Here is a 23936-nt window from a genome sequence, read left to right on the forward strand (position 1 = left end):
CGCTCATCGGGTTCACTGGTGCGGGTGGACGAGTTGATCTGGGAGACAGCCCGAACCGCCCGCGGCTGGCTGGACGCCGCCAACGGCACCGGAGACGCCGAGCTGACCTGTCGCCTGCTCAAACTGACCGAAGAGGCCGGGGAGGCCGCGGCGGCATGGATCGGGACACTCGGGCAGAACCCACGCAAGGGAGTGACCCACACCCGAGACGATGTCGCGGCGGAGTTGGCCGACGTGGTGTTCACCGCGCTCGTCGCGATAGAGAGCCTGGGGCTGGACGCGCGGTCCGTGGTGTCCGGATGCGCGGCCAAGGTGCACGCCCGCCTGACCCAGGACGGCGGCAGCGCGTAGAGTCGGGCGGTGGACCGTACCGAGTCGCTGCCGGCGCAGACCGTCCCACCGGGCGCGGCGCCCACCGACCCGGGCAGCGTGCTGCTGCCCGGCCACGACGTGCCGCTCGGCCGCTACACCACCGTGCGGCGGCTGTTGCCGCAGCGGCAACGACGGATGGTCGGGGCGTGGTGCTTCGTCGACCACTTCGGACCGGACGACGTGGCCGAGCGGCCCGGCATGGAGGTGCCGCCGCACCCGCACACCGGGCTGCAGACCGTCACCTGGCTGCTCGACGGCGAGATCGTGCACCGGGACAGCCTGGGCAACGTGCAACCCATCCGCCCGGGGCAGCTCAACGTGATGACCTCCGGTCACGGCATCGCCCACTCGGAGCGGTCCCCGGCGGGTCGCCCGCCCGTGATGCACGGTGTTCAGCTCTGGGTGGCGCTGCCGGACCCGGCTCGCGCCGGCGCGGCCGATTTCGCCCACCACGCGGACCTTCCCGCCTGGCACGACGGCGACCTGGACGTGACTCTGCTGGTCGGTGAGCTGGGCGGCGAGCGTTCCCCGGCGATCGTGCACACGCCGCTGGTGGGTGCGCAGCTCGAAACACGGGGGTCGGCGCCGGTCACCCTGCCGCTGCGCCGCGACTTCGAGTACGCGCTGCTGGCGATGTCCGGTTCCGCCGAGGTGGACGACGTGTCGTTCGACCCGGGTGCCCTGCTCTACCTCGGGGCCGGTCGGAGCGCCCTGACCCTGCGCGCCGCCCCCGGCGCTCGGCTGATGCTGCTCGGCGGGGCTCCGTTCGAGGAGCCCCTGGTCATGTGGTGGAACTTCGTCGGGCGCTCGCACGAGGAGGTCGCCGCGGCCCGGGAGGACTGGATGGCGGGCCGGCGCTTCGGTACGGTCACCGACGACCCGGCGCCGCCGCTGTCCGCTCCGGCGCTGCCCACCGTCCGGCTGAAGGCCCGGAATCGGCACGGCGGTGTGCTCGGCTGAATGCCCGGCCCCGGTCCGGGTAGACGCGGGCATGCCGACCAGTGTGATTTCCAGCATGGAGGACAAGAAGCGGCTGGTCCGCCGGCTCGCCGGGGACAACCGCGGGTTCGCCGAACGGTACGGGTTCCAGGTCGTCAACAATCCGTCCCACCTGTTCCAGGTGCTCTACCTGTCCGTTCTGCTCGCCCGCCGGGGCGACTTCCACAAGGCGATCGACAGCGCGCTGGCGTTGCGGGACAACGGGTGGGACAGCGCCGCGCGGATGGCCCGGTCGCTGCACGCCGACCGGGTACGCGTACTGCGTGGGGCGGGCCAGCGGGGCGATGTGGAGGCGCTCGCGGACACCCTCGGCGACCTCGCCCGTGCCGTCGTGGACCGTTACCGGGGCGACCTGCGCCGGCTGCGCACGGCGGCGCAGCAGGATCCGGCGCGGGAGCGGCAACTGCTCACCGATCTGCCCGGGGTGGACGATCAGGTGACCGTCCTCTTCCTGCGCGAGGCGCAGGCGGTGTGGCGCGAGGCGGCGCCGGTCGCCGATCGGCGCGCGCTCGCCGCGGCCCGTCGTCTCGGGCTCGGGCGGTCCGCCGACGACCTCGCGGGGCTCGCCGGCAGCGGTGAGTCGGAGCGGTTGGCCTGGCTGGTGGGGGCACTGGCCAGGGTGGACCTGGAGGAGCGCTACGCGGAGCTGACCGGATGACCGCAGAGTGCGGCCGGACACAGTTTCACGAATATCACCCGTTCGGTCGATCCCGTCTCGTATGATGATCGTGGCAGCTGATGCCCGCCCGGTTCGGGCGAACATTCACCGCCTGCCGGTCGCGACCCGGTTCGGGCGCGGACCGGCAGGGGCAGGTGCTGCATAGCGCCCCAGGTCGCGGTTCGTGACCCGGGGCGCTCGCCTGTTCGTGGACTGTCCAATCAGACCGGCGTGCCGATGATGGAGAGCGGCGGTCAGATGCCGCGCAGGTGCTGCGACACCCGCTGGTGGCGCTTGTCCCGGGACTGCGCCGCCCGCTGGGAGCGACCCACCTCCGGGGCGGCGTCGATGCCGGCCGACCGGGCCACCTGGGTGCCATTGGCGTAGTCCACCGGAGGCAACGCCCGCAGCGCCTGCAACACCTCCGGTGGCGCACCCTCCCGCTCGGCCTCGCGGACGACGTCGTCCTTGCCGGCCGGGTAGTCCAGCGCCGACAGGTAGTCAAGGACATCCGTGTAACTCGCCATGGCTCGGGCTCCTCGCGCCTCGATTGCGGTCACGACCGGCGGCGGTTACCCGGCGGACGGCCGGTCACGCACGGCCGCCACGGAATTTCACGGCAGTTTCCGGCCTGCCCCGGTGGGTAGACGACGCCGGGGCCGCGCGGCAGCCGTGAGGGGGTACGCCCGATGAAATACGACATCTTCGTCGACAAGGTCGCACAGCGGACCGGGACGTCCCCGGAACGGGCGGTCGAGCTGACCCGGGCCGCGTTGGAGACCCTGGCCGAGCGGCTGACCGGGGGGGAGGTGCTGGACCTGGCCGCGCAGTTGCCGAAGCCGCTGCAACGGATGCTGAAGCCGCATCCCGCCACCGAGGCGGCCGACCGGTTCGGGGCAGCCGAGTTCATCGCCCGCGTGGGGCACCGGGCCGGCATCGACGGCAACGCCGCCCGGAACACGGTGCGGGCGGTCTTCACCACCCTGCGCGAGGCCGTCACCGGCGGTGAGTTCGAGGACGTGGTCGTCCAGATGCCGCGCGACTACCGGGACATGGTGGAGCCGGCCCTGGCGCCCGGCGCGACGCGCGGCTGACCCCGGTCACGACGCGCAGCTGACCCCGGCGACGACTGCCGGCCCGCGCCCGGCTGGATCAGGCGACCGCCCCGGCGGTGCGCAACGCGGCGATCCGTGCGGCGTCGTAGCCGGCCTCCGCGAGAAGTTCGTCGGTGTGCCCGCCCGGCCGCGGCGGCGGTCGGCGTACGGAGGTGGGAGTCCCGGAGAAGCGTGGCGCGGGGGCCGGCTGGGCGACCCCGCCGTGGTCGACGAAGACCTGCCGGGCAGCCATGTGCGGGTGCTCGGGCGCCTCCGCCCAGTCCAGCACGGGCGCGACGCAGGCGTCGGTGCCGGCGAGCAGTTCCGTCCACTCGTCCCGGGACCGACTGCGGAACAGCCGCGCCCACGCCGCGCGCAGCGCCGGCCAGTTCGCCGGGTCGCTCCGGTCCGGGGCCTCGTCGCCGTCGAGTGGGAAGCCGGTGAGCCGCACCAGCTCGGCGTAGAACCGCGGCTCCAGCGCGCCCACCGCGAGGTACCGGCCGTCGGCGCACTCGTACGTGTCGTAGCAGGGCGCCCCACCGTCGAGCAGGTTCACCCCGCGTGCGTCCTGCCACCTGCCGGCCCGGCGCAGCGAGTGGATCTGGGTGGCCAGCACCGAGACACCGTCCACGATGGCCGCGTCGACGACCTGGCCGGGTGCGCCGGCGCGGACCGCGTACAGGGCGGCGACGACACCGAGGGCCAGCATCATTCCGCCGCCGCCGAAGTCCCCGAGCAGGTTCATCGGCGGCACCGGGCGCTCACCGGCCCGGCCGACGCCGTGCAGCGCGCCGGTCAACGCCAGGTAGTCGATGTCGTGGCCGGCGGTGTGGGCGAGCGGACCGTCCTGGCCCCAGCCGGTCATCCGCCCGTACACGAGTCCGGGGTTGACGGCGAGGCAGGCCTCGGGGCCGAGGCCGAGCCGCTCGGTGACCCCGGGCCGGAAACCCTCGACCAGCGCGTCCGCGCCGGCGACGAGGGTCAGCACCACCTCGCATCCCCCGGACGACCGGAGGTCGACGGCGATCGAACGACGGTTGCGGTTCAGCAGGTCCCCGGGAAGGTCGCCGAACCCGCCACGGGCGATGCGGTCGACGCGAACCACGTCCGCGCCGAGGTCGGCCAGCATCATCGCGGCGAACGGACCGGGCCCGATGCCGGCCAGCTCGATCACCCGTACGCCCGTGAGCGGCCCCTGGTTGCCCATCGCGCCACGATAGTGGGCGTCCCGGCTTCCGTGAAGGGGCCGGGCTCTGCCTCGGCAGGTGGTACGACAGACGGGTGGGAATCGTGTCGCCGGGCTTCCAGGGCCGGCCCCGTACGGCCGAGCCGGCCCTGCCGCCGGGGCAGTACCTCGTCGAGGACTGGCCGGTGCTCTCCGCCGGCCCGACGCCGAAGGTGCCGCTGGACACCTGGGAGTTCGTCCTCACCACCGAGACCGGCGCCGAGTACCGCTGGTCCTGGGACGAGCTGATGGGCCTGCCGCAGGAGACGCCCACCGTCGACATCCACTGCGTGACCCGCTGGTCCAAGCTCGGCACGACCTGGCAGGGCGTGTCGCTGGACACCCTGCTCGACGGCATCGACACCACCGCCCGCTACGCGCTGGCCCACTCGTACGGCGGCTACAGCAGCAACCTTCCGCTGGAGGACCTGCGCGGCGGACGGGCCTGGGTGGCGCACACGTACGACGGCGGCCCGCTTCCCGCCGAGCACGGTGGCCCGGCTCGGCTGCTCGTCCCGCACCTCTATTTCTGGAAGTCGGCGAAGTGGGTGCGCGGCGTCCAGCTGCTCGCCGACGACCAGCCCGGCTTCTGGGAGACCGCCGGCTACCACGACTACGGCGACCCGTGGCGCGAGCAGCGCTACCAGGGCGACTGACGTGTCCGCGCCCCCCGCAGGCGGCCGGGTCGCCGCGCCGCTGACCTGGCGGGTGGCCCGCCTCGCCGAGCGGCGGATCGAGACGCCGACCGCGCAGACGCTGGTGCTGGAGGTGCCCGGCTGGCCGGGGCACCTGCCCGGACAGCACCTCGACGTCCGGCTCACCGCCGCCGACGGCTACCAGGCGGCCCGGTCGTACTCCCTCGCGGCGCCCGTCGAGGACGAGCGGATCGCGCTGACCGTGCAGCGGGTGCCCGACGGGGAGGTGTCGCCGTACCTGATTGACGTGTACGCGGAGGGCGACCCGGTGGAGGTGCGTGGGCCGGTCGGTGGCTGGTTCGTCTGGCGTACCGACGAGACCGCGCCGGTGTTGCTCGTGGCCGGCGGCTCCGGCGTGGTGCCGCTGATGGCGATGGTCCGGGCCCGCCGCGCCGCGGGCAGCCGGGCGCCGTTTCGCTTGATCTATTCGGTACGCAGCCCCACCGACGTCTTCTACGCCGACGATTTGCGCCGCCGAGCCCGCGACGACCAGGGTCTCGACGTGGCGTACCTCTACACCCGGCAGGCGCCGGAGGGCTGGCCCGGCGAACCGCACCGGATCGGCCGGGCCGACGTGACCGCCCACGGCTGGCCGCCGGACCGCGAACCCCTCTGCTACGTCTGCGGCCCCACCGGCTTGGTGGAGACCGTGGCGGACCTGCTGGTGGGGCTGGGCCACCCGACCGGGCGGGTGAAGACCGAACGCTTCGGCCCCACCGGCTGAGCACCGAGGAGGACACATGGCGACGATGTCTTACGTGGACGGCAACATGCTCGACGGGCCGCTGCGGGAACTCTTCGCGGTCGACCTCAGTGCTGCCACCGGGCGGTGCGCATCCTGCGGCGCGGTCGGCCCGATGGCCGGGCTGCACGTCTACTCCCACGCCCCCGGCCTGGTGGCCCGCTGTCCGGCCTGCGGTGGAGTGATGCTGCGGCTGGTCCGCGCGCCCGACCGGGCCTGGCTGGACCTGCGCGGGACCACCTACCTGCGGGTGCCGATGCCGTTCGACCAGCCGCACCCCGGCCCGCTGTAACGGCTCGCCTGCCGGCCCGGACCCCGCGCCGCGCGCGACCCCGGTTGGACAGGGCAGGGGCCGGTGGCCGAAAGTAGGGCAGCGTGAGATATCTGCGTTCCGACGGGCGGGTCGGCATCCGGCGTCCTCGACCCGCCGACGAGGCGGAGTTCATTGTCGCCGCCCGGCGCAGCCGGGACCTGCACCACCCGTGGCTGTCGGCCCCGGACGACCCTGAGGGGTTCGCCGCGTACCTGCGCAAGATCCGGGGGCGGGGCGACGCCGGTTACCTGTTCTGCGACGTGGCCACCGGCGAGATCGCCGGGTACGCCAACATCAGCGGCGTCGTCATGGGCGCGCTACGCGGCGGCTACCTGGGCTACGCCGCCTTCCTGCCGTACGCCGGCACCGGCCACGCCTCGGCCGGGATCCGGCTGGTCGTCGCGCACGCCTTCACCGCGCTCGGGCTGCACCGGCTGGAGGCCAACATCCAGCCCGGCAACGAGCCGTCCCGGCGCCTGGCCCGCCGGCTGGGCTTCCGGCTGGAAGGCTTCTCGCCGGACTACCTCTTCATCGAGGGTGCCTGGCGGGACCATGAGCGCTGGGCGATCACCGCGCCGGAGCCCGAGCCGGCCTGACGCGCTGCGGGCTCAGCGTCCGGGCCCGCGCTCCTGCGGGCGCTGGCCGGTCAGCCGCTGCAACTTCGCCTGCTTGTGTTCCACCCGTCGGCGTTGGCGGGCGGTGAGTCGCGGGCGGCCACTCTGCTGGTGGTAGTTGGAGACGCGCCGGTCGGTCGGCAGAATGCTCATAGCGGCTTCCCATCTATCGTCTGCACGGCGATCGGGACGTCCCGCAGCGCCGGGACCTCCTGTCGCTGCGGCTCCCGGGTGAGCGTCGCGGCGAAACGGTCCGGCTCTATTTCCAGGTACGGCGGCGTGTCGCCCTCGGGGTGACCGGCGACCGCGACGACGACCGGGGTGCGGCACTGCCGGTCCGGCCGGAGCTCGATGGTCTGACCGGGGCGGACCAGGTACGAGCCTCGGTTGACCCGCCCGCCGTCGAGCGTGAACGTGTTGTGCGCGATCAGGTCGCGGGCCTCGTTGATGGAGCGGGCGAAGCCGGCCCGGTGCACCAGCGAGTCCATCCGCTGTTCCAACTGCCCGGCCAGGTTCTCCGCCGAGTCACCGGGTTGGCTGACGGCCGCCACCAGGGCCCGCGCCAACTGCCGGTCCCGCAGCTTGTAGCGGGCGCGTACCTGATGTCGGGCGGCGTCGTCCAACCAGGGGCCCCCGGGGGCTGGCCGCGGGCCACCGCGTACGCCCACCGGATCGCGTTGCCGCCTCATCCGGTAGCCGTACGCGGGGTGGATCGGGAACACGTCCTCGGGCGCGGGACGGAGCGTGGTGCGGACCGCCATGTCGTTTTCCTCCCTCGGCTCTCGCGGTCCCACCACTTTTCCCCGCCGTCGGGTGAGGCCACCCCACCCGGACCGGGTGACCCGACGGTCAGCTGCCGGGCTTCGGGAAGGCCACCGGGCTGCGGTGGCCGTCCCGGTCCACCGCCCGTACGCCGAAGAAGACGTTGTCCTTGGACAGGGCGATGGTCACCTCGGTGACGTCGCCGACGGCGAGCACCTTCTGCCACTCGGCGGCGGTGGTCTCCCGCCACACCACCTCGTAGCCGGCCAGGTCCGGCTCTTCGCCACGCTGCCAGCGCAGCGTGGTGTCGTTGGTGAGGTTGCTGGTGACGATGGTGACCCGCTTCGGGGTGCCCGGCGCCTGGGCCAGGGACCAGAGCGTCGCGCCGTTCACCCGGGCCACCTTGGTGATGTACTCGAAGTCGCAGAATTCCGGCAGGTCGCCGTACTGGACGCCGTTGACCACCCGGACGTCCTGGTGCTGGTGGGCGAAGTCCTCGGCCGGCTCGGTGAACCGGCCCGCCGGCCAGCCCTGTTGCAGGAACGAGATGTGGTCGCTGCCGCGCAGGTAACGGTCCCGGCGGTAGATCACCCGGACGCCCATCCCGGTGGCCCCGTTGTCCGCCACGTCGCTGACGAACCGGGCGAGCTGCCGGGACGGCGAGTCGTTCTCACCGCCGACGGACTGCCGGGTGCTCGCCTCGGACGAGGTCTCCGCCGTTGGCACGCCCTCGGCGAAGAGCCGGACCGTACGCGGGTCCCGGGTGCCGTCGTCGGCGGTGCTGCTGCCGACGATGTCGTTGCTGAACATGCCCTGGCAGTCCACGCCGGCCGCCTTGAGCTCTTTCGCCAGGTACGCCGAGCCGTACAGGTTCTGCTCCTCCCCGGCGACGGCGGCGAAGACGATGGTGGCCTCGGTGCGCCGGGTCGCCATCACCCGGGCCAGCTCCATGACCACCGCCACGCCGGAGGCGTCGTCGTCGGCGCCGGGTGCGTCGCTCACCGCGTCCATCACGTCGGTGGCGCGGGAGTCGTAGTGGCCGGTGATCACGTAGACCCGGTTGGGTGTGACGTCGCCCCGCAGGGTGGCCACCACGTTGGTGATCCTGGTGGGGGTGGGGATCCGGGAGGCGCGTTGCTGGACGTACGACTGGAGCTCGACGGTCATCCGGCCGCCGGAGGCGGCGGCGTACCCGGAGAGCTGCTCGTAGATCCAGTCCCGGGCGGCGCCGATGCCCCGGACCGGATCGTCCTGGCTGGAGAGGGTGTGCCGGGTGCCGAACGCGGCCAGCCGTCGCACGGTGGCCTCGATCCGCGCCCGGTCTACCTCGCGCAGCAGGGCGGTCAGCTCGCGGCCCGGCTGCTGCGGCTTCGCCGGATGGCCGGGGCCGGGCGGCGTGATCGCCTCCGCGGCGGCGGCGGGCGTGCCGGCGAGGGGTACGGCGATGGTGGCGGCGGTGGCCGCGGCGGAGGCGGTCAGGAACGTGCGCCGGGTCGACCTCGTGGGGCGCCCGTCTTCGGTGTGGCTGCTCATGATCGCATCCTGCCGAGCCGCATGCACCGCTGTCTATCTTCAGGCGACGGAAGCGGGCGGCCCCCAACACTACGTTTGTCGGCCGTGTCGAAGGGAACGGCAGCAGGCATGACGAAACCTCGTGTGGTGATCGTGGGGGCCGGGTTCGCCGGATACCACGCGGCGAAGACGTTGAGCCGGATGGCCGCCAATCGGGCCGAGATCGTCCTGCTGAACACGACCGACTACTTCCTCTACCTGCCGTTGCTGCCCGAGGTCGCCGCCGGGGTGGTCGAGCCGACCCGGATCGCCGTACCGCTCGCCGGCACCCTCGACGGGGTCCGGGTGGTGATCGGCGAGGCGGACCGGGTGGACCTGCAGAATCGCTGGGTCGGCTACCGCTCCCCGGAGGGCGACCACGGCCAGCTCGCGTACGACCGGTTGGTGCTCTCCGTCGGCAGCGTCAACAAGCTGCTGCCCATCCCCGGGGTGACCGAGTACGCGCACGGCTTCCGCGGCCTGCCCGAGGCGCTCTATCTGCACGACCATGTGGTGCGGCAGATCGAGCTGGCGGAGCTGACCGAGGACCCGGTCGAGCAGCGGGCGCGGACCACCTTCGTGGTGGTGGGCGCCGGCTACACCGGCACCGAGGTCGCCGCGCACGGGCAGCTCTTCACCGACCGGCTCATCGCCCAACGCCCCCACCTGAAGGTCCGCCCCCGCTGGATGCTGCTGGACGTGGCGCCCCGGGTGCTGCCCGAGCTGGACCAGCGGATGTCGGTCACCGCCGACCGGGTGCTGCGCCAGCGCGGGGTGGACGTGCGGATGGGCACCTCGGTCTCCGAGGCCACCCCGGACGGCGTCATGCTCACCGACGGCGAGTACGTCCCGACGTGCAGTCTGGTCTGGTGTGTCGGGGTGCGTCCCGACCCGTTCGTCGCCGAGCTGGGACTGCGTACCGAGAAGGGACGCCTGGTGGTGGACGAGTACCTCAACGTCCCCGGCTGCCCGGAGGTGTACGCCTGCGGCGACGCGGCGGCGGTGCCCGACCCGACCCGGCCCGGGCAGATCTGTGCGATGACCGCGCAGCACGCGCAGCGCCAGGGCAAGCTCGCGGCGCACAACATCGCCGCCTCGTACGGGAAGGGCATGCGGAAGCCGTACAAGCACTACGACCTGGGCTGGGTGGTCGACCTGGGCGGTAAGGAGGCGGCGGCCAACCCGCTGAAGCTGTCGATGTCCGGCCTGCCGGCGAAGGCCGTCACCCGCGGTTACCATCTGCTCGCCATGCCGGGGAACCGAGCCCGGGTGGGTGCCGACTGGCTGCTCGACGCGACCCTGTCCCGCCCGTCGGTGCGGCTCGGCCTGGTGCCGGCGAACGCGGTGCCGCTGGAGAGTGAGTCGCCCGAGGTGGTACGCCGCCCCTGACCCCGCTAACGACAGTCAGCCGGCGGCGAGGTCGGCGTCGGTGGCCGGGCGGGTGCCGGCGGTGAACGCGTCCAGAGCCGCTGCGTGCAGCACGCCGCCGGGCACCGGGTCCCGCGCGACCCGGGCGGCGAGCCGGCGTACCGGCAGCCGGTCCGGGTGGTGGGCGGCGGCGAGCACGAGGTTGCCGTAGCGCCGGCCGCGCAGCATCCGCCGGTCGGCGACCAGGCAGACGTCGGCGAAGAAGGCGCGCAGCGTGGCCACCTGGGTACGGGAGAAGACCAGCGGCGGCAGGTCGGTCACGTTGACCAGGTAGACGCCGTCCGGGCGCAGCGCCCGGGCCACCTCGGCGACGAACTCGACGCTGGCCACGTGCGTGGGCATCCGGGCCGCCCGGTAGACGTCGGCGAGCACCAGGTCGTACGCGCCGGACGGCGCGGCGGTGACCGCGTCCCGGGCGTCGCCGATCTCCACGGCCACCTCGGCCGGCGTCGGCGGCAGCTCGCGGCGGACCAGCTCGACCACCGCGGGGTCACATTCCACCACCCGTTGCGGCGAGCCGGGCCGGGTGGCGGCCAGCCAGCGCGGCAGGGTGAGCGCGCCGCCGCCCAGATGCAGGGCGGCCAGCGGCCGGCCCGGCGGCGCGGCCAGGTCGACCACGGCGGCCATCCGGCGGACGTACTCGAATTGCAGGTGGCACGGGTCGGCGACGTCCACGTAGGACTGTTCGACGCCGGCGGCGAGCAGCGTCCGCCCGGTCGGCCGGGACCGGTCCGTGACAATCTCCAGACCCTCCGCGCCTGCCACGGCGGGCAACGGTACCCGGGCCGGCGGGCGGAATGCCCGCCGGCCCGGGGTCGGCTCAGCCGGCGTTCATGCCGGCGCCCACCTCGTCGATGGCGTCGTCGACCCGCCCGGCCAGGTCCACGTCCTGAGCCGTCACCCCGTCGACCTGTCGGGTCCGTACCGTGATCACCGCGCTGTCCGGGTCGGGGCGGCCGATCTGGGGGCCGCGCCCGGTCTCGACCCGGAGTTGGTCGAGCCGGTCGAGCACCCGGTCCAGGTTGCCGGCCGGCAGCTCGATGGTGCGTACCAGCGACTGCCGGTCGCTGGACCAGTACGGCAGCCGGCCGAGCGCGTCGCGCAGTTCCTGTTCGGTCAGCGGCGCGGTGGCGGACGTCGGACCCACCAGACCGCCGCCGGGCTCCAGTGGCGCCAGCAGGTCCCGCAGCCCGTCCGGTACGTGTAGCGACTCGACCAGGTCGCCGTCGGCGTCGGCCAACGCGGCCAGGGTCGCCTCGGCCTGGTAGCGCGCCTGCTCCGGGGTGAGGCGGCTGCGGCGGCCCACCTCGGCCAGGAAGCCGGGCAGGTCACGGCGGCGTTCGATGCCGTCCATCGGCACCACGTCGTGCAGCTTCACCGGCACCGCCTCGAGCAGCCGTTCGCGTTCGGCGTCGTCGAGCGCCCAGGCCAGCGCGAGCACGGTGGCCTCCGCGGCCACCTTGGCGGTGGAGAAGTCGACCCCGGCGCGCCGGCTGACGTCGTCGACGAGATCCCGGTAGCCGAGTGTGGTCACCCGCCCCGGGCCCGCGTCGGGACGGGGTCGGGGCCGTTCCGGGATGCCGGCCGGTGGCGGTGCGGGACCGCCCCGCGTGGTGTTGGGCTTGTGCCGTCCGGCCGGTGGCGGGCCGGACCGTTCCCGCTGGTCCAGCGAGGTGACCTGCTTGGACGCGCTCAGGCTGGCGCCGGTCTGGCTCGGCCGCTGACCGCGTTCCCGGGCCTCCCGGGCCAGGGTCCGGCGGCGCCGGTTGTCGCCCTCCATCTGCTTGCGCATCGTCGCACCTCGTTCCTCGTCGGTTCCGCCTTTCGCGGGTGGCCTTCCCGGCGCCGGCTGGAAGGAAACGGGTGTCGTCTCGGGGGCCGGCGGGCTTCATCCGCGGAGGGTGAGGGCCGCTCACCCGGCGGTGTCCCATGATCGGGGTGGACCGGAAGACTTCCGATGCACGCGGAAGGGAAGGTCACCATGAAGAGGATCATCGAGATCGTCCCCGCCCGCCCCGGCTGGTACGCGCGGTGGCAGGTCACGCCGGAGGCCACCCGCTGTTACCCGGTGACGCTGTGGGCGCTGCTCGAGGAGGCCGACGGCACCGGCCGTGAGGTGGTCGGAGTCGACTGTGTGGGGCAGTGGCCCGGAGCGGACGACAACGAGGCGGGTGGGGACTTCGTTCGGTATCTCTTCCAGACGCCCGATTCCGGCGCCCCGGAGGACGCCGAGTCGCCAACCGTCGCGGAACTGCGCGAGTCGGGGCCACGCCGGCAACCGGTCCCGGCCGCCTGAGCCACCCTCCCCGGCCCCCGGCCCCTGGTCCCAGGGTCGGGGGCCATCCCCTGTCCGGGCCGCTGACGCCGAGGCCGCGGGGGCGGCGAGCCCCAGCCTCGGATGCTGAATATTTTTCGCAGAACTGCCGCGGCCGAGGCCGTCACCGAGCAGCATCGGCAAGTGGGGGAAAGTACGACCAGCTGCCTGGGGGGCGACAGTATGAGGTTCTCCGTCGTTGAAACCGGTTACGACCAGCGGCAGGTGGACTCCTGCCTGGATGAGCTGGGAATCCGGTTGGTCCGGCTCGCCGCGCGCGCGGAGAGCGCCGCCGGTGCCGGTCGCGAGTGGGATCGGATCCGGCAGGAGGCGAGCCGACTCTGCGACCTGCTGCGTCGGCGTACCCCGCTGGATGCCGACGCGGCCGCCGTGCGGGCCGGCGCGACGCTCGTGGAGCGGGAGGCCGCCGACCTGTTGGCCCGGGCGCGCGGCGAGCTGGAGGCCGCCCGCGAGGAGGCCCGCCAGGTCCGCGAGCAGGCGTACGCGGAGGCGCTGCGTACGCGCCGCGACGTCGAGGCGGCGCTGCTGGCCCGGCGGCGGCGGGAGGCCCGGGTGGAGGAGATCCTGGGGGTGCGCGGGGACGCGGTGCCGGTGGACACCCCGACCGCCGCGGCCGGGGTGCCGGCGACACGGGTGGCCGCGGGCGCTCCGGGTGACCCGGCGACCGGCCCGACCGAGCGCAGCGCCGCCTGAGTTCCGCTCAGACGAGTGCGGCGACCACGGTGGTGGCGCGCTCCTCGTGCTGGGCGTACGCGTCGGGGTAGGCGGACACCTGCACCGCCTGGGCCGCCTGGGTGAGGCTGAGGCCCGCCCAGCCCGGCACCTCGGCGAGCGCCGTGAAGAAGGCGCGGGCCGCGTACGCCGGCTGCATCAGCTCGGCGACGGTGCCCCAGCCGCTGCTGGGTCGTTGCTGGAACAGCCCGACCGAGTCGTGGTCGGAGCCGCTGCCCTGGTGCGGATAGTTGGCGGACTCCGGCAGCACGTCGCTGGCCAGGTTGTACAGCTCGCTCTCCTGCATGGCCGTGGCGACGGCCACGACGAGGGCGCGGCGCGGCATCTTCATGCCCCGCCCGACGTCGACGATCACCTTGGCGTTGTCCATCTGCCGCTGGTCGAGGCCGGCGACCGGGCGGGGGTGCTTCGGCCGGGTGGGCTTTTTCGGCGCCGGCCTGGTGGGCTTCGGGCTGGGCGTGGCCGTCGGGGCCGGGGTGGCCGGCACGACCACCGGCGGCATGGTGCGCGCAAAGTCCCGGGAGGCGCGCTGCTCGACGGCGGTGCGGTCGGCCAGCGCCTCGCGGACCGCCGCATGGTCCTGCCGGGCGTCGTCCCGGGCACCGAGGAAGCCGACCAGGCAGCAGGTCACGCAGGCCGCGAGAACGAATCGGGCGGGGGTTGACGCGAGCGGGCCCCGGCGAGGCGACGGGACTCGGTGTCGCCCGATCGTCCGTTCGGACGATGTCCGGTCGACCGTCCGGCCGCAGACGCACGTCTCGATTGGGTTCTGCTGCGAGGGGTCGTCGGGATCCACCCGGAGAGGCTAAAGAGCTTCGCCGCGCCTGCCATCGGCCTGGTTGGTGGCATGCGCCACAATTTGCCATGATCCGCCCTAGAATTGCGATCACCGAATCATGAAAGGCGCTTTTCACTCCTATCGTTTTTGTCGGTAATTCCAGGAAGAGTGGTAGAAAGCGCGCGGGTGATCGTTTCTTCGATGACGTGAACGTGCCTCCTTCGTTCGGGCCATGCTTACTCCGTCATTTGCGGTTCTCGGTTCGGCCGGTGGGGCCAGCCGGACGGCGGGCGAAGCGCACCGGGAGCCCAGCCACCGCAGGCGGCCCGGATCGATAGGATGCGGACGGTGACGGAGCAGATGGTCGATGAGCCGGCCGCCGGCGATGCGGCCGGCCGCCGTGGCCGGCGGGGGCTGGTGGTCAGCATCTTCGCGGTCCTGTTGGCCGTGCTGCTCGCCGGCCATCGGGCGGTGCCCAACGTGCACGGCCTGGGCAGCCTGGTTGACAGCGCAGCCCCGCTGCTCGGGTTGGGCGTACCCCTGCTCGGGCTGGCGGCGCTGCTGCGCCGTTCCCGCCGGGCGCTGCTGGTGGTGCTGGTTCCGGCGATCGCCTGGGGCGCGCTGTACGGGCGCGCCTGGTTGCCACCGGCGGCCGGCGCGGGGCCGGCCTCGGTCCGGGTGGCCAGCCAGAACCTGCGCTCCGGGAACCCCGACCCGGCCGCCACGATAGGCGCGCTGACCGCCGCCGACGTGGACCTGATCGGGCTGCAGGAGGTCGACGACGGCGACCGGGTCGAAGCCGTGCTGGGGCAGCGGTACCCGCATCGGGCCGCGGTCACGACGGTCGCGCTGTGGAGCCGGTGGCCGATCCGCGACTTCGTCGGGGTGGACACCGGCCTGGGCTGGGACCGGGCGCTGCGCGCGGTGGTCGCCACCCCGCAGGGCGACCTGGTGGTGTACGTGGTCCACCTGGGCTCCGCCCGCGCCGGGCACACCGTGACCCGCGACGAGACCCTCGCGGCGCTGGCCGCCGCCGTGCGGGCCGACCCGGCGCCCCGGCTGGTGGTGCTCGGCGACCTGAACACCGCCACCACCGACCGGGTATTCGTCCCGCTCACCCGGCTGCTGCACGACGCGCAGGCCGACGCCGGGCAGGGCTTCGGCTTCACCTGGCCAGCGGAGCTGCCGGTGATCCGCCCCGACCACGTGCTCTACCGCGGTCTCACCCCCACCACGGCCGGCGTGCTGCACACCCCGGACAGCGACCACCGGGCAGTGACCGCCGGTTTCCGCTGGTGAGAGGTCAGCGCCGGCCGTTGTCGGCGGGAGTGACGGTCAGCCGGTGCCGGCTGGCGTCGCTGCTGGAGAACGGCCAGAGTCGATCGGCGCACGCGACCAGGTCCGCCAACTGGTCGCGGGTCAGCCCGGCGGACGAGATCTCCGCGTGCACGTCGGCCCGGTACCGGCCGTCGTCGTCGCGGCCGAGCGTCGCCTCCGCCGTCACCTCGACGGTGTGCGCCTCGTTGGTGATCTCGGCCGCCGCCTCCACCGCCGCGTGGTGCAGGCAGGAGGCGAACGCCGCGGCTAGCAACTGCTCGGGCGTCAGGCCGGTGCAGTGCGGCGCCAGCGGGGACGCCAGGGCCGTGGAAAGCCCGCCGTCCTCGGTGCGTACATGACCCCCCGCGGCGGTCGCCGTGGCCTTCTCGGGCAGCCAGGAACTCGGATTCGGCATCGCGTTCCTCCCGTCACTCACCCGCCCGGCTACCCGGCCCCCGCAGCGCGAAACCGGCTCCCCGCCGGCGCTCGTCGCGGTTCCCAGGTCCCGAGCGGAGCAAACCGCCGAGGGTTTTCCGGTGCGGGCCCACCGACGCGAGGTAGCTTCCCGGGCAGGGGCGCCGGGACGCGGCGGGCCGCGGAAGAAGCGGAGGGTACGGGTGGCGATGGTGCGCGTACGGTTCGTCGGCGGGCCCGCCGACGACCTGGTCCGGGACCTGCCGGCCGACCCCGACGGGGCGCCGCCACCGCGGTGGATCATGCGTCACCCGGGCCGTCCGACCCCCGACGGCGAGGCCGACCACCTCTATGAACGGGACCACCGCGACGGCTGGGGCACCTGGACCATGCGGTACGTGCGCACCGAACCGTTCGGCGCCACCGAGTGAGCCGGGTCGGAGCCGGCCCGGCCGCACAGCTGGTACACAGGATTGGAACAGGTTCGGCACAGCGGACCCGCCCACGATAGGGGACATGGGTATGGATGGGCGGGGTGCGCAGGGCCGGATCGAGCTGCGTCGACCGGACGGCGAACCGGTGCGGATCCTGGTGGTGGACGACGAGCCGACCCTCACCGACCTGCTCTCGATGGCCCTGCGTTACGAGGGCTGGCAGGTGAGCACCGCCGGCAGCGGGATGGCCGCGATCAGCACCGCCCGCCAGCTCAAGCCGGACGCGGTCGTGCTCGACGTCATGCTCCCCGACCTGGACGGCTTCCAGGTGCTGCGCCGGCTGCGCGAGGAGACCCCGACCGTGCCCGTGCTCTTCCTGACCGCCCGGGACGCCGTGGAGGAGCGGATCGCCGGGCTGACCGTCGGCGGCGACGACTACGTCACCAAGCCGTTCAGCCTGGAGGAGGTGATCGCCCGGCTGCGTGCCCTGCTGCGCCGCACCGGGTTCGCGGTCGCCACCGGTGAGAACGCCGTGCTCACCGTCGGTGACCTGTCCCTCGACGAGGACAGCCACGAGGTACGCCGGGGCGATGACTCGATCACCCTCACCGCTACCGAGTTCGAGCTGCTGCGCTACCTGATGCGCAATCCGCGCCGGGTGCTGAGCAAGGCGCAGATCCTCGACCGGGTCTGGAACTACGACTTCGGCGGCCAGGCCAACGTGGTCGAGCTGTACATCTCGTACCTGCGTAAGAAGATCGACGCCGGCCGCGAGCCGATGATTCATACGTTGCGGGGCGCCGGCTATGTCCTCAAGCCCGCGGAGTGACCTGGCCGGGCGGCTGCGTGGCCGGCTGGCCGGCTGGTCGCTGCGCCGCCGCCTGGTGCTCTCCGTGGTGGCGCTGCTGGCTCTGGTCAGCATCGGCATCGGCGGCCTCACCACGGTGGCGCTGCGGCACTTCCTGATCGCCAAGATCGACAGCCAGCTCATCGGTGAGCAGCCCCGCCGACAGCAGGACTGGCGGTCTCCGTTCGACCTGCCCCAGTGGCGCGACGAGAGCCGCCCCCCCTCGCTCCCGCCCGGCCTTCCCACCGATTCCATCGCGGTCCGGATCGCCGGTGGGCAGGTCGCGGCGTCGAAGCAGAGCGCCCAGGCCCCGGTCACGGTGCCGGCCGGCGAGGTGGCCGCGCTGACCCGCCTGCCCGCCGACGGCACGCCGCGCAGCGTCCACGTCGGCAGCCTCGGCAACTACCGCGCGGTGGCCCGCAAGGTGCCCGACGGTGACGTGCTGGTCTTCGCCATTCCGCTCGCCCAGGTCGAGGCGACGGTCATGTGGATGCTGGTCGCGCAGGCGGGCGTGGTCACCGCCGGGCTGCTCATCGCCGGCAGCTTCGGCGCCCTGATCGTCCGGGCCGCCCTGCGCCCGCTGAACCGGGTCGCCGCCACCGCCACCCGGGTGACCGAGCTGCCGTTGGACCGCGGCGAGGTGGCGCTGTCGGTCCGGGTGCCGCCGGCCGACACCGACCCGCGTACCGAGGTGGGACAGGTCGGCGTCGCCCTCAACCGGATGCTCGGCCACGTCGCCGCCGCACTCGCCGCCCGGCAGGCCAGCGAGACCCGGGTACGCCAGTTCGTCGCCGACGCGAGCCACGAGCTGCGTACGCCCCTGGCGGCGATCCGGGGATACGCCGAGGTGGCCCGGCGAGGCCGGGACGAGGTCCCGCCGGACGTGGCGCACGCCCTGCGCCGGGTCGAGTCGGAGAGCGTCCGGATGACCAGTCTCGTCGACGACCTGCTGCTGCTGGCCCGGCTCGACTCCGGCCGGCCCCTCGCGGCCGAGCCGGTCGACCTCACCGCCCTGGTGGTGAACGCGATCAGCGACGCGCACGCGGCCGGCCCCGACCACGGCTGGAAGCTCGACCTGCCCGACGAGCCGGTCAGTGTCACCGGCGACGCCCACCGGCTGCACCAGGTGGTGGCCAACCTGCTCGCCAACGCCCGGGTGCACACCCCGCCGGGCGCCATCGTCACCACCCGGCTCGCCTCGTTGGCCGACGGAGTCGAGCTGAGCGTGACGGACGACGGCCCCGGCATCCCCGTCGACCTTCAGCCGGAGATCTTTGAACGCTTCGCTCGCGGCGACAGTTCCCGGTCCCGGGCGCACGGCAGCACCGGCCTCGGCCTGGCCATCGTGGCCGCCGTGGTGGAGGCCCACCAGGGCCGGGTCGATGTGTCCAGTCGCCCCGGCCGGACCGTGTTCACGGTGCGGCTGCCGCGATCCACAGCCGCCGCATAGGTCTTTCACGGGCCCGGGCCAGCGGGCTGCCGGAAGCTGGCCGGCATGGACAAAACAGACTATTTGCCGGCCATGCCCCCGCCGGAGTCTGCCGCGACCGGTCCGGCCCCCGCCCCGGAACCGGTGCCCGCGGCAGCTTCGCCGCCGAAGCCCTCCCGCCGCGACCCGCGCTGGGCCAGGCCGGCCCTGGTCGGGCTGCTGCTGGCCACCGCCGTGCTCTACCTGTGGGGCCTGGGCGCCTCGGGCTGGGGCAACGCGTTCTACTCGGCGGCCGTGCAGGCCGGCTCGGATAGCTGGAAGGCGTTCTTCTACGGCTCCTCCGACGCGGCCAACTCGATCACGGTCGACAAGACCCCCGCCGCGCTCTGGCTGATGGCGCTCTCGGTCCGGATCTTCGGGCTGAGCAGCTGGGCGATCCTGGTGCCGCAGGCGCTGCTCGGGGTGGCCTCGGTCGGCGTGCTGCACGCCGCCGTACGCCGCTGGTACGGCCCGGCCGCCGGCCTGATGGCGGGCGCGGTGCTCGCGGTCACCCCGGTGGCCACCCTGATGTTCCGGTTCAACAACCCCGACGCGCTGCTGGTGTTCCTCCTGGTCGCCGCCGCGTACGCCACGGTCCGCGCGATCGAGACGGCGAGCACCCGGTGGATCGCGCTGACCGGCGCGCTGGTCGGCCTCGGCTTCCTCACCAAGATGCTCCAGGCGTTCCTGGTGATCCCGGTCTTCGCCGGGGTCTACCTGCTGGCCGCGCCGGCCGGCTTCTGGCGGCGGATCCGGCAGCTGCTGCTGTCCGGGCTGGCGCTGCTGGTCTCCGCCGGCTGGTGGGTGGCGGTCGTCGAGTTGGTCCCGGCCGGTGCCCGCCCGTACATCGGCGGGTCGCAGCACAACAGCATCCTGGAACTCGCCCTCGGCTACAACGGCCTGGGCCGGATCACCGGCAACGAGGAGGGCAGCGTCGGACCCGGCCGGATGGGTGGCGGCGGTCCGTTCTCCGGGCAGACCGGACTGCTGCGGATGTTCGACACCGAGGTCGGCGGGCAGATCTCCTGGCTGCTGCCGGCCGCGTTGCTCCTGCTGGTGGCCGGGCTGGTGCTGGCCGGCCGGGCGGCGCGTACCGACCGCACCCGGGCGGGACTGCTGCTCTGGGGCGGCTGGCTGCTGGTCACCGGGCTGATCTTCAGCTTCATGTCCGGGATCTTCCACCCGTACTACACGGTGGCCCTGGCCCCGGCGGTGGGCGCGTTGGTCGGCATCGGCGCGACCCTGCTGTGGCGGGCCCGGACCGGCCCGGTCCGCTGGCGCGCTCTCGCGGCGACCGCCATGCTCGCAGTCACCCTGGCCGTGACCGCCTGGTGGTCGTGGCGGCTGCTGGGCCGCAGCGCCGACTGGTACCCCGGGCTGCGCGCCGCCGTGCTGGTGGTTGGCCTGGCCGCCGCCGCGCTGCTCGTGCTCGTCGACCGGCTGCCCCGCCGGGTGACGTCGGTGGTGCTGGCGCTCGGCGCGGCGGCCGCCCTCGCCGGCCCGGTCGCCTACTCCCTCCAGACCGCGTCGACCGCGCATACCGGCGCGATCCCGAGCGCCGGCCCGTTCGTGCAGGGCGCCTTCGGCCACGGCCGCGGCGGGTTCCCCGGCGGCGGCCAGTTCCCCGGCCTCCGACACGGCGGCGAAGCCGGCCAGAACGGGCAGTTCCCCGGCCCGCCCGGCGGCCAGAACGGTGACGGCCAGAACGGGCAGTTCCCGGGCTTCCCGGGTGGTGGCTCGAACGGGCAGTTCCCCGGCGGTGGTCCGAACGGGCAGTTCCCGGGCTTCCCCGGCGGCCAGAACGGCACCGGGCAGAGCGGCCAGTTCCCGGGCGGCGTCGGCCGGTCGTCGCGCGGCGGTGGCATGGGCGGGCTGCTCGACGCCCGCGAGCCGAGCGCTGAGCTGAAGGCGCTGCTGGTGGCCGACGCCGACGACTACACCTGGGCGGCCGCGACCGTCGGCTCGAACAACGCCTCCGGCTACCAGCTCGCCACCCAGCGGCCGGTCATGCCGGTCGGCGGCTTCAACGGCAGCGATCCGTCCCCGACCCTGGCCCAGTTCCAGCGGTACGTCGCCGACGGAAGGATCCACTACTTCATCGGCGGCGGTGGGTTCCGGGCCAACGGGGGCAGCAGCGCCTCCGGGGAGATCGCCGGCTGGGTCGCCGAGCAGTTCACCGCGAAGACCGTCGACGGCGTCACCGTCTACGACCTGAGCAGCGGAAAGCAGGGCTGAGCGATGACCTGGCCGAGCGAACCCCGGGCGGCGGTACAGGCCGGGGCGACGACAACGGACGCGGTGCTGGACGTGGTGGTCCCCGTCTACAACGAGGAGGTCGACCTGGCACCCTGCGTCCGGCGGCTGCACGCGCACCTCACCGCGCACTTCCCGTACCCGTTCCGGATCACCGTGGCGGACAACGCCAGCGTCGACGGCACCCTCGCGCTGGCCGAGGCGCTCGCCGCGGAACTGCCCGAGGTGAGTGTGCTGCACCTGGACGCGAAGGGGCGGGGCCGGGCGCTGCAGGCCGCCTGGTCGGCCTCGCCGGCGCCGGTGCTGGCGTACCTGGACGTGGACCTCTCCACCGACCTGGCGGCCCTGCTGCCACTGGTGGCGCCGCTCATCTCAGGCCACTCCGACCTGGCCATCGGCACCCGGCTGGCGCGGACCAGTCGGGTGGTCCGGGGCGCCAAGCGGGAGGTGATCTCGCGCGGCTACAACCTGCTGCTGCGGGGAACCCTCGCGGCGCGTTTCTCCGACGCGCAGTGCGGCTTCAAGGCGATCCGCGCCGACGTGGCGGCCGAGCTGCTGCCACTGGTTCGGGACACCGGCTGGTTCTTCGACACCGAGCTGCTCGTCCTGGCACAGCGGGCCGGGCTGCGGATTCACGAGGTGCCGGTCGACTGGGTGGACGACCCGGACAGCCGGGTGGACATCGTCGCCACCGTGCTGGCTGACCTGCGGGGCATCTGGCGGCTCGGCCGGGCGCTGGTCGCCGGGGCGCTGCCCCTGGCGGAGCTGCGCGCGCAGGTCGGCCGGGCGCCGCTGCGCCCGCCGCCGGCGCAGGTGCCGGTCGGGCTGCCCCGGCAACTGGCCCGGTTCGCCGTGATCGGGGTGGCCAGCACGCTCGCGTACCTGGTGCTGTTCGTGCTGACCCGCGGCCCGCTCGGGGCGCAGCCGGCCAACCTGCTGGCGCTGCTGGTCACCGCGGTGGCGAACACGGCCGCCAACCGGCGGCTCACCTTCGGCGTCACTGGCCGTCGGCACGCCGGCCGACACCACCTCCAGGGGCTGCTCGCCTTCGCCCTCGGGCTGGCCCTGACCAGCGGCTTCCTGGCGATCCTGCACACCGCCGCCGCCGGCGTGCCGCCCCGTCGGCTGGAGCTGGCTGTCCTGGTGGCCGCGAACCTCGCGGCCACCGCCCTCCGCTTCATCCTGCTCCGCCTAGCCATGCATCACCGCCGCCCCTAATGGGAGCCACAGCCGCGTGCCTGCTCCCGCCGATCATGAGTTGTTGTCGCGACACGCCGGGGGGGCCGGACAACAACCTCATGATCAACGAGTCGGTGGGTGGCGTGGCAGGGTGATGGCGTGTATCGGGAACGGCCGGCGGCGGGGGTTCGTGGGGCGGTGGTGTGGGACAGCGTCGCGGTGGGCGCGACGCCGGTCCGGGTGTTGCCGGACGGGTGCCTCGACCTGCTCTGGTCCAGCCACGCAGGCCTGCTGGTCGCCGGTCCGGACCGGACCGCCCATCTCTCCGTCAGCGTGCCCGGCGAGCGCTGGGTCGGGCTGCGCCTGCCGCCCGGCACCGGCCCCGCCGTCTTCGGCGTCCCCGCCGAGGAGCTGCGGGACCGGCGCGTCCCGCTGGCCGACCTGTGGGGCCGGCCGGCCGTCGACCTGGCCGAACGGCTGGCGGTAGCCGCCGAGGCCGGCCCTCCGCGACGGCCCGGCGGGGCGGCGGGTCCCGCTGCGCCGGGTCGCACCGGGTCATCCACTGGGCAGTTGCACGCCGCGCCGGGCGATGTCGGGGCGCCCGACTGGCCGGGCCGGGCCGAGCCGGTCGCCGCCGGGCTGGAGGCGGTCGCGGTGGCGCGGCTGCGGGTCGCCGGCGGCGTCGACCCGCTCGGCGTACGGGTAGCCGCCCGGTTGGCGGCCGGCGCCACCGTGGCGGCCACCGCGGCCGAGGTCGGCCTCGGCGCGCGGGCCCTGCACCGGCGCAGCCACGCTCTCTTCGGGTACGGCCCGAAGACCCTCGCCCGGATCCTGCGGATGCACCGGGCCCTCGACCTGGCCCGTGCCGGCACCCCGCTGGCCGAGGCGGCAGCCCGGGCCGGTTACGCCGACCAGGCTCATTTCACCCGGGAGGTGAAGGACCTGGCCGGGGCGCCCCCGACCCAGCTGCTGCCGCCCGGCCGGGCCTGACCGCGTCCCCGTCCTCACCGGGGGGCGAACAGGTCGACGGCGTTGCCGTCCGGGTCGTGCAGGACCGCGTACCGCTGGCCCCAGACGGCGTCCCAGGGCGGCAGGTGGCCGTGGTTTCCGGCGGCGGTCAGCTCGGCGTACCAGCGGTCGACCTCGCCCGCGTCGGCGCAGCGGAAGGCCAGGCTGGTCCGGGGGCTGCCGGTGGGTGGGGTGAAGCCGGGGTCGAAGCCGCGGATCGTCGCCACGGTGTCCCAGGCCAGCCGGACGCCGTTGGCCAGGGTGACCTCCACATGCGGTTCGCGTTCCGCCCCAGCCGGGATCGGCAGCCCCAGCCGTCGATAGAAGTCCAGCGTGCGGCCCATGTCGGTGACGACCATGCCGATGAGATCGAAGTGCGGTGTCATGCCCGTCACCGTAGGGGCAGGCGGGGCCGGGCGTCTTGAACAGAACGGACGGGGCGCGCTGACCCGTGCGGCCTCCGCGTCCCGCCCAGGAAGGTACGGTGGAGTGCAAGTCCGGCTTTGTGGCGTTAAAGCGGCGATATCGGGCCGGCCTCCATCAACGGCGAGGGGAAGGGAGCAGCCGTGACGCACCTGGCCTACCTGGATGCGGGATCAGGCAGCCTCATCGTGCAGGCGGTGGTCGGCGGGGTGGCCGGAGCGGCGGTGGCCGCCAAGCTCTACTGGCGACGGCTGGTGGCCCGGTTCCGTCGGCAGCCCACCGACCGGAGCTGACC

Annotated in this window: 29 protein-coding genes; 19 read left to right on the forward strand and 10 right to left on the reverse strand. The window is 73.8% G+C overall.

The genetic code is table 11. The features are described from left to right. Positions 1-24: 24 nt before the first annotated feature. From AB0C02_RS16475 to AB0C02_RS16485, 3 genes are read left to right on the forward strand one after another with little or no spacing between them, the layout of a single operon-like run. Entirely contained in the window at positions 25-351 is a 327-nt protein-coding gene (locus AB0C02_RS16475) for a hypothetical protein (protein ID WP_357548889.1), read from the forward strand. 9 nt (positions 352-360) lie between these two features. Further along, positions 361-1332: a pirin family protein gene (locus tag AB0C02_RS16480; RefSeq protein ID WP_357548891.1), complete on the forward strand. Its 972-nt coding sequence runs from the start codon at positions 361-363 to the stop codon at positions 1330-1332. Positions 1333-1363: 31 nt separating this feature from the next. Next, positions 1364-2029, forward strand: coding sequence for a hypothetical protein (locus tag AB0C02_RS16485; RefSeq protein ID WP_357548894.1), 666 nt, complete (start codon positions 1364-1366; stop codon positions 2027-2029). Positions 2030-2283: 254 nt separating this feature from the next. Here the strand turns inward: AB0C02_RS16485 and AB0C02_RS16490 are convergent, their stop codons facing one another. Continuing rightward, positions 2284-2556 carry a DUF2795 domain-containing protein gene (locus AB0C02_RS16490; RefSeq protein ID WP_357548895.1) on the reverse strand — a complete coding sequence of 91 codons (273 nt, stop codon included), beginning with the start codon at positions 2554-2556 and terminating at the stop codon, positions 2284-2286. Positions 2557-2718: 162 nt separating this feature from the next. Here AB0C02_RS16490 and AB0C02_RS16495 point away from each other — a divergent pair, with 162 nt between their 5' ends. Continuing rightward, positions 2719-3123 (forward strand): DUF2267 domain-containing protein, encoded by a 405-nt coding sequence (locus AB0C02_RS16495; RefSeq protein WP_357548897.1) that lies wholly within the window; start codon positions 2719-2721, stop codon positions 3121-3123. Positions 3124-3181: 58 nt separating this feature from the next. On the opposite strand, the gene AB0C02_RS16500 is transcribed toward AB0C02_RS16495, so the two are convergent. After that, complete coding sequence (locus AB0C02_RS16500) at positions 3182-4330, reverse strand: CaiB/BaiF CoA-transferase family protein (protein ID WP_357548899.1); 1149 nt, start codon at positions 4328-4330, stop codon at positions 3182-3184. A gap of 83 nt (positions 4331-4413) precedes the next feature. On the opposite strand from AB0C02_RS16500, the gene AB0C02_RS16505 reads away from it, so the two are divergent. The 4 genes from AB0C02_RS16505 (at position 4414) to AB0C02_RS16520 (ending at position 6694) form a co-directional block, all read left to right on the forward strand. Next, positions 4414-5004, forward strand: coding sequence for a sulfite oxidase-like oxidoreductase (locus AB0C02_RS16505; RefSeq protein ID WP_357549068.1), 591 nt, complete (start codon positions 4414-4416; stop codon positions 5002-5004). A gap of 1 nt (position 5005) precedes the next feature. After that, positions 5006-5767, forward strand: a complete 762-nt coding sequence (locus AB0C02_RS16510; RefSeq protein ID WP_357548900.1) for a ferredoxin reductase — start codon at positions 5006-5008, stop codon at positions 5765-5767. A 16-nt stretch (positions 5768-5783) separates the two neighbouring features. Then, positions 5784-6077, forward strand: a complete 294-nt coding sequence (locus AB0C02_RS16515) for a DUF6510 family protein (protein WP_357548901.1) — start codon at positions 5784-5786, stop codon at positions 6075-6077. An 83-nt stretch (positions 6078-6160) separates the two neighbouring features. Next, on the forward strand, positions 6161-6694 hold the full coding sequence (locus AB0C02_RS16520) for a GNAT family protein (protein ID WP_357548903.1): 534 nt from the start codon (positions 6161-6163) through the stop codon (positions 6692-6694). A 12-nt stretch (positions 6695-6706) separates the two neighbouring features. Here AB0C02_RS16520 and AB0C02_RS16525 read toward each other — a convergent pair whose 3' ends face one another. From AB0C02_RS16525 to AB0C02_RS16535, 3 genes are all read right to left on the reverse strand, one after another. Beyond that, positions 6707-6865: a hypothetical protein gene (locus AB0C02_RS16525; protein ID WP_357548904.1), complete on the reverse strand. Its 159-nt coding sequence runs from the start codon at positions 6863-6865 to the stop codon at positions 6707-6709. After that, positions 6862-7473: a S4 domain-containing protein gene (locus AB0C02_RS16530; protein ID WP_357548908.1), complete on the reverse strand. Its 612-nt coding sequence runs from the start codon at positions 7471-7473 to the stop codon at positions 6862-6864. Before AB0C02_RS16530 ends, AB0C02_RS16525 begins: the two co-directional genes overlap by 4 nt. 88 nt (positions 7474-7561) lie before the next feature. Further along, entirely contained in the window at positions 7562-9007 is a 1446-nt protein-coding gene (locus AB0C02_RS16535) for a M20/M25/M40 family metallo-hydrolase (protein ID WP_357548911.1), read from the reverse strand. Positions 9008-9115: 108 nt separating this feature from the next. On the opposite strand from AB0C02_RS16535, the gene AB0C02_RS16540 reads away from it, so the two are divergent. Then, positions 9116-10414, forward strand: a complete 1299-nt coding sequence (locus AB0C02_RS16540; protein ID WP_357548912.1) for an NAD(P)/FAD-dependent oxidoreductase — start codon at positions 9116-9118, stop codon at positions 10412-10414. Positions 10415-10429: 15 nt separating this feature from the next. Here the strand turns inward: AB0C02_RS16540 and AB0C02_RS16545 are convergent, their stop codons facing one another. After that, a complete protein-coding gene (locus AB0C02_RS16545) occupies positions 10430-11218 on the reverse strand; it encodes a fused MFS/spermidine synthase (protein WP_357548914.1) in 789 nt (262 codons plus the stop codon). A gap of 55 nt (positions 11219-11273) precedes the next feature. Then, positions 11274-12245, reverse strand: a complete 972-nt coding sequence (locus AB0C02_RS16550) for a DUF2267 domain-containing protein (RefSeq protein ID WP_357548916.1) — start codon at positions 12243-12245, stop codon at positions 11274-11276. 189 nt (positions 12246-12434) lie between these two features. Between AB0C02_RS16550 and AB0C02_RS16555 the strand changes: the two genes are divergently transcribed. Further along, positions 12435-12749, forward strand: a complete 315-nt coding sequence (locus tag AB0C02_RS16555) for a hypothetical protein (protein ID WP_357548918.1) — start codon at positions 12435-12437, stop codon at positions 12747-12749. Between the two features lie 201 nt (positions 12750-12950). Beyond that, positions 12951-13481 (forward strand): ATPase, encoded by a 531-nt coding sequence (locus AB0C02_RS16560; RefSeq protein ID WP_357548921.1) that lies wholly within the window; start codon positions 12951-12953, stop codon positions 13479-13481. Between the two features lie 7 nt (positions 13482-13488). On the opposite strand, the gene AB0C02_RS16565 is transcribed toward AB0C02_RS16560, so the two are convergent. Further along, a complete protein-coding gene (locus tag AB0C02_RS16565; RefSeq protein ID WP_357549069.1) occupies positions 13489-14229 on the reverse strand; it encodes a hypothetical protein in 741 nt (246 codons plus the stop codon). 417 nt (positions 14230-14646) lie between these two features. Between AB0C02_RS16565 and AB0C02_RS16570 the strand changes: the two genes are divergently transcribed. Next, a complete protein-coding gene (locus tag AB0C02_RS16570; RefSeq protein WP_357548925.1) occupies positions 14647-15597 on the forward strand; it encodes an endonuclease/exonuclease/phosphatase family protein in 951 nt (316 codons plus the stop codon). A 4-nt stretch (positions 15598-15601) separates the two neighbouring features. On the opposite strand, the gene AB0C02_RS16575 is transcribed toward AB0C02_RS16570, so the two are convergent. Then, positions 15602-16030, reverse strand: coding sequence for an OsmC family protein (locus AB0C02_RS16575; RefSeq protein WP_357548927.1), 429 nt, complete (start codon positions 16028-16030; stop codon positions 15602-15604). A 208-nt stretch (positions 16031-16238) separates the two neighbouring features. Between AB0C02_RS16575 and AB0C02_RS16580 the strand changes: the two genes are divergently transcribed. The 6 genes from AB0C02_RS16580 to AB0C02_RS16605 all read left to right on the forward strand — a co-directional run bounded on the left by AB0C02_RS16580 (position 16239) and on the right by AB0C02_RS16605 (position 23200). Continuing rightward, positions 16239-16460 carry a hypothetical protein gene (locus tag AB0C02_RS16580; protein ID WP_357549070.1) on the forward strand — a complete coding sequence of 74 codons (222 nt, stop codon included), beginning with the start codon at positions 16239-16241 and terminating at the stop codon, positions 16458-16460. A 91-nt stretch (positions 16461-16551) separates the two neighbouring features. Continuing rightward, positions 16552-17292 carry a response regulator transcription factor gene (locus tag AB0C02_RS16585; protein ID WP_357549071.1) on the forward strand — a complete coding sequence of 247 codons (741 nt, stop codon included), beginning with the start codon at positions 16552-16554 and terminating at the stop codon, positions 17290-17292. Next, positions 17270-18760, forward strand: coding sequence for an ATP-binding protein (locus AB0C02_RS16590; protein WP_357548929.1), 1491 nt, complete (start codon positions 17270-17272; stop codon positions 18758-18760). Before AB0C02_RS16585 ends, AB0C02_RS16590 begins: the two co-directional genes overlap by 23 nt. A gap of 45 nt (positions 18761-18805) precedes the next feature. Next, on the forward strand, positions 18806-21013 hold the full coding sequence (locus AB0C02_RS16595; RefSeq protein WP_357548931.1) for a glycosyltransferase family 39 protein: 2208 nt from the start codon (positions 18806-18808) through the stop codon (positions 21011-21013). Positions 21014-21016: 3 nt separating this feature from the next. Continuing rightward, complete coding sequence (locus AB0C02_RS16600; protein WP_357548934.1) at positions 21017-22249, forward strand: glycosyltransferase; 1233 nt, start codon at positions 21017-21019, stop codon at positions 22247-22249. A 120-nt stretch (positions 22250-22369) separates the two neighbouring features. Continuing rightward, entirely contained in the window at positions 22370-23200 is an 831-nt protein-coding gene (locus tag AB0C02_RS16605) for a helix-turn-helix domain-containing protein (RefSeq protein ID WP_357548937.1), read from the forward strand. Positions 23201-23214: 14 nt separating this feature from the next. Here AB0C02_RS16605 and AB0C02_RS16610 read toward each other — a convergent pair whose 3' ends face one another. Continuing rightward, on the reverse strand, positions 23215-23604 hold the full coding sequence (locus AB0C02_RS16610; RefSeq protein WP_357548939.1) for a VOC family protein: 390 nt from the start codon (positions 23602-23604) through the stop codon (positions 23215-23217). A 180-nt stretch (positions 23605-23784) separates the two neighbouring features. Here AB0C02_RS16610 and AB0C02_RS16615 point away from each other — a divergent pair, with 180 nt between their 5' ends. Then, complete coding sequence (locus AB0C02_RS16615; protein ID WP_167666652.1) at positions 23785-23934, forward strand: hypothetical protein; 150 nt, start codon at positions 23785-23787, stop codon at positions 23932-23934. Positions 23935-23936 lie beyond the last annotated feature (2 nt).

Origin of the sequence: Micromonospora sp. NPDC048999 (genome assembly GCF_040649295.1) — a bacterium.
Classification (GTDB): Bacteria; Actinomycetota; Actinomycetes; order Mycobacteriales; family Micromonosporaceae; genus Micromonospora.

Excerpts from the sequence above, each read along its gene's own strand:
- AB0C02_RS16490 (WP_357548895.1), bottom strand. The coding sequence starts at position 2,556 with ATGGCGAGTTACACGGATGTCCTTGACTACCTGTCGGCGCTGGACTAC.
- AB0C02_RS16550 (WP_357548916.1), bottom strand. The coding sequence starts at position 12,245 with ATGCGCAAGCAGATGGAGGGCGACAACCGGCGCCGCCGGACCCTGGCC.
- AB0C02_RS16575 (WP_357548927.1), bottom strand. The coding sequence starts at position 16,030 with ATGCCGAATCCGAGTTCCTGGCTGCCCGAGAAGGCCACGGCGACCGCC.
- AB0C02_RS16600 (WP_357548934.1), top strand. The coding sequence starts at position 21,017 with ATGACCTGGCCGAGCGAACCCCGGGCGGCGGTACAGGCCGGGGCGACG.
- AB0C02_RS16485 (WP_357548894.1), top strand. The coding sequence starts at position 1,364 with ATGCCGACCAGTGTGATTTCCAGCATGGAGGACAAGAAGCGGCTGGTC.
- AB0C02_RS16540 (WP_357548912.1), top strand. The coding sequence starts at position 9,116 with ATGACGAAACCTCGTGTGGTGATCGTGGGGGCCGGGTTCGCCGGATAC.
- AB0C02_RS16580 (WP_357549070.1), top strand. The coding sequence starts at position 16,239 with ATGGTGCGCGTACGGTTCGTCGGCGGGCCCGCCGACGACCTGGTCCGG.
- AB0C02_RS16610 (WP_357548939.1), bottom strand. The coding sequence starts at position 23,604 with ATGACACCGCACTTCGATCTCATCGGCATGGTCGTCACCGACATGGGC.
- AB0C02_RS16590 (WP_357548929.1), top strand. The coding sequence starts at position 17,270 with ATGTCCTCAAGCCCGCGGAGTGACCTGGCCGGGCGGCTGCGTGGCCGG.
- AB0C02_RS16585 (WP_357549071.1), top strand. The coding sequence starts at position 16,552 with ATGGATGGGCGGGGTGCGCAGGGCCGGATCGAGCTGCGTCGACCGGAC.
- AB0C02_RS16525 (WP_357548904.1), bottom strand. The coding sequence starts at position 6,865 with ATGAGCATTCTGCCGACCGACCGGCGCGTCTCCAACTACCACCAGCAG.
- AB0C02_RS16555 (WP_357548918.1), top strand. The coding sequence starts at position 12,435 with ATGAAGAGGATCATCGAGATCGTCCCCGCCCGCCCCGGCTGGTACGCG.
- AB0C02_RS16530 (WP_357548908.1), bottom strand. The coding sequence starts at position 7,473 with ATGGCGGTCCGCACCACGCTCCGTCCCGCGCCCGAGGACGTGTTCCCG.
- AB0C02_RS16535 (WP_357548911.1), bottom strand. The coding sequence starts at position 9,007 with ATGAGCAGCCACACCGAAGACGGGCGCCCCACGAGGTCGACCCGGCGC.
- AB0C02_RS16515 (WP_357548901.1), top strand. The coding sequence starts at position 5,784 with ATGGCGACGATGTCTTACGTGGACGGCAACATGCTCGACGGGCCGCTG.
- AB0C02_RS16495 (WP_357548897.1), top strand. The coding sequence starts at position 2,719 with ATGAAATACGACATCTTCGTCGACAAGGTCGCACAGCGGACCGGGACG.
- AB0C02_RS16595 (WP_357548931.1), top strand. The coding sequence starts at position 18,806 with ATGGACAAAACAGACTATTTGCCGGCCATGCCCCCGCCGGAGTCTGCC.
- AB0C02_RS16500 (WP_357548899.1), bottom strand. The coding sequence starts at position 4,330 with ATGGGCAACCAGGGGCCGCTCACGGGCGTACGGGTGATCGAGCTGGCC.
- AB0C02_RS16560 (WP_357548921.1), top strand. The coding sequence starts at position 12,951 with ATGAGGTTCTCCGTCGTTGAAACCGGTTACGACCAGCGGCAGGTGGAC.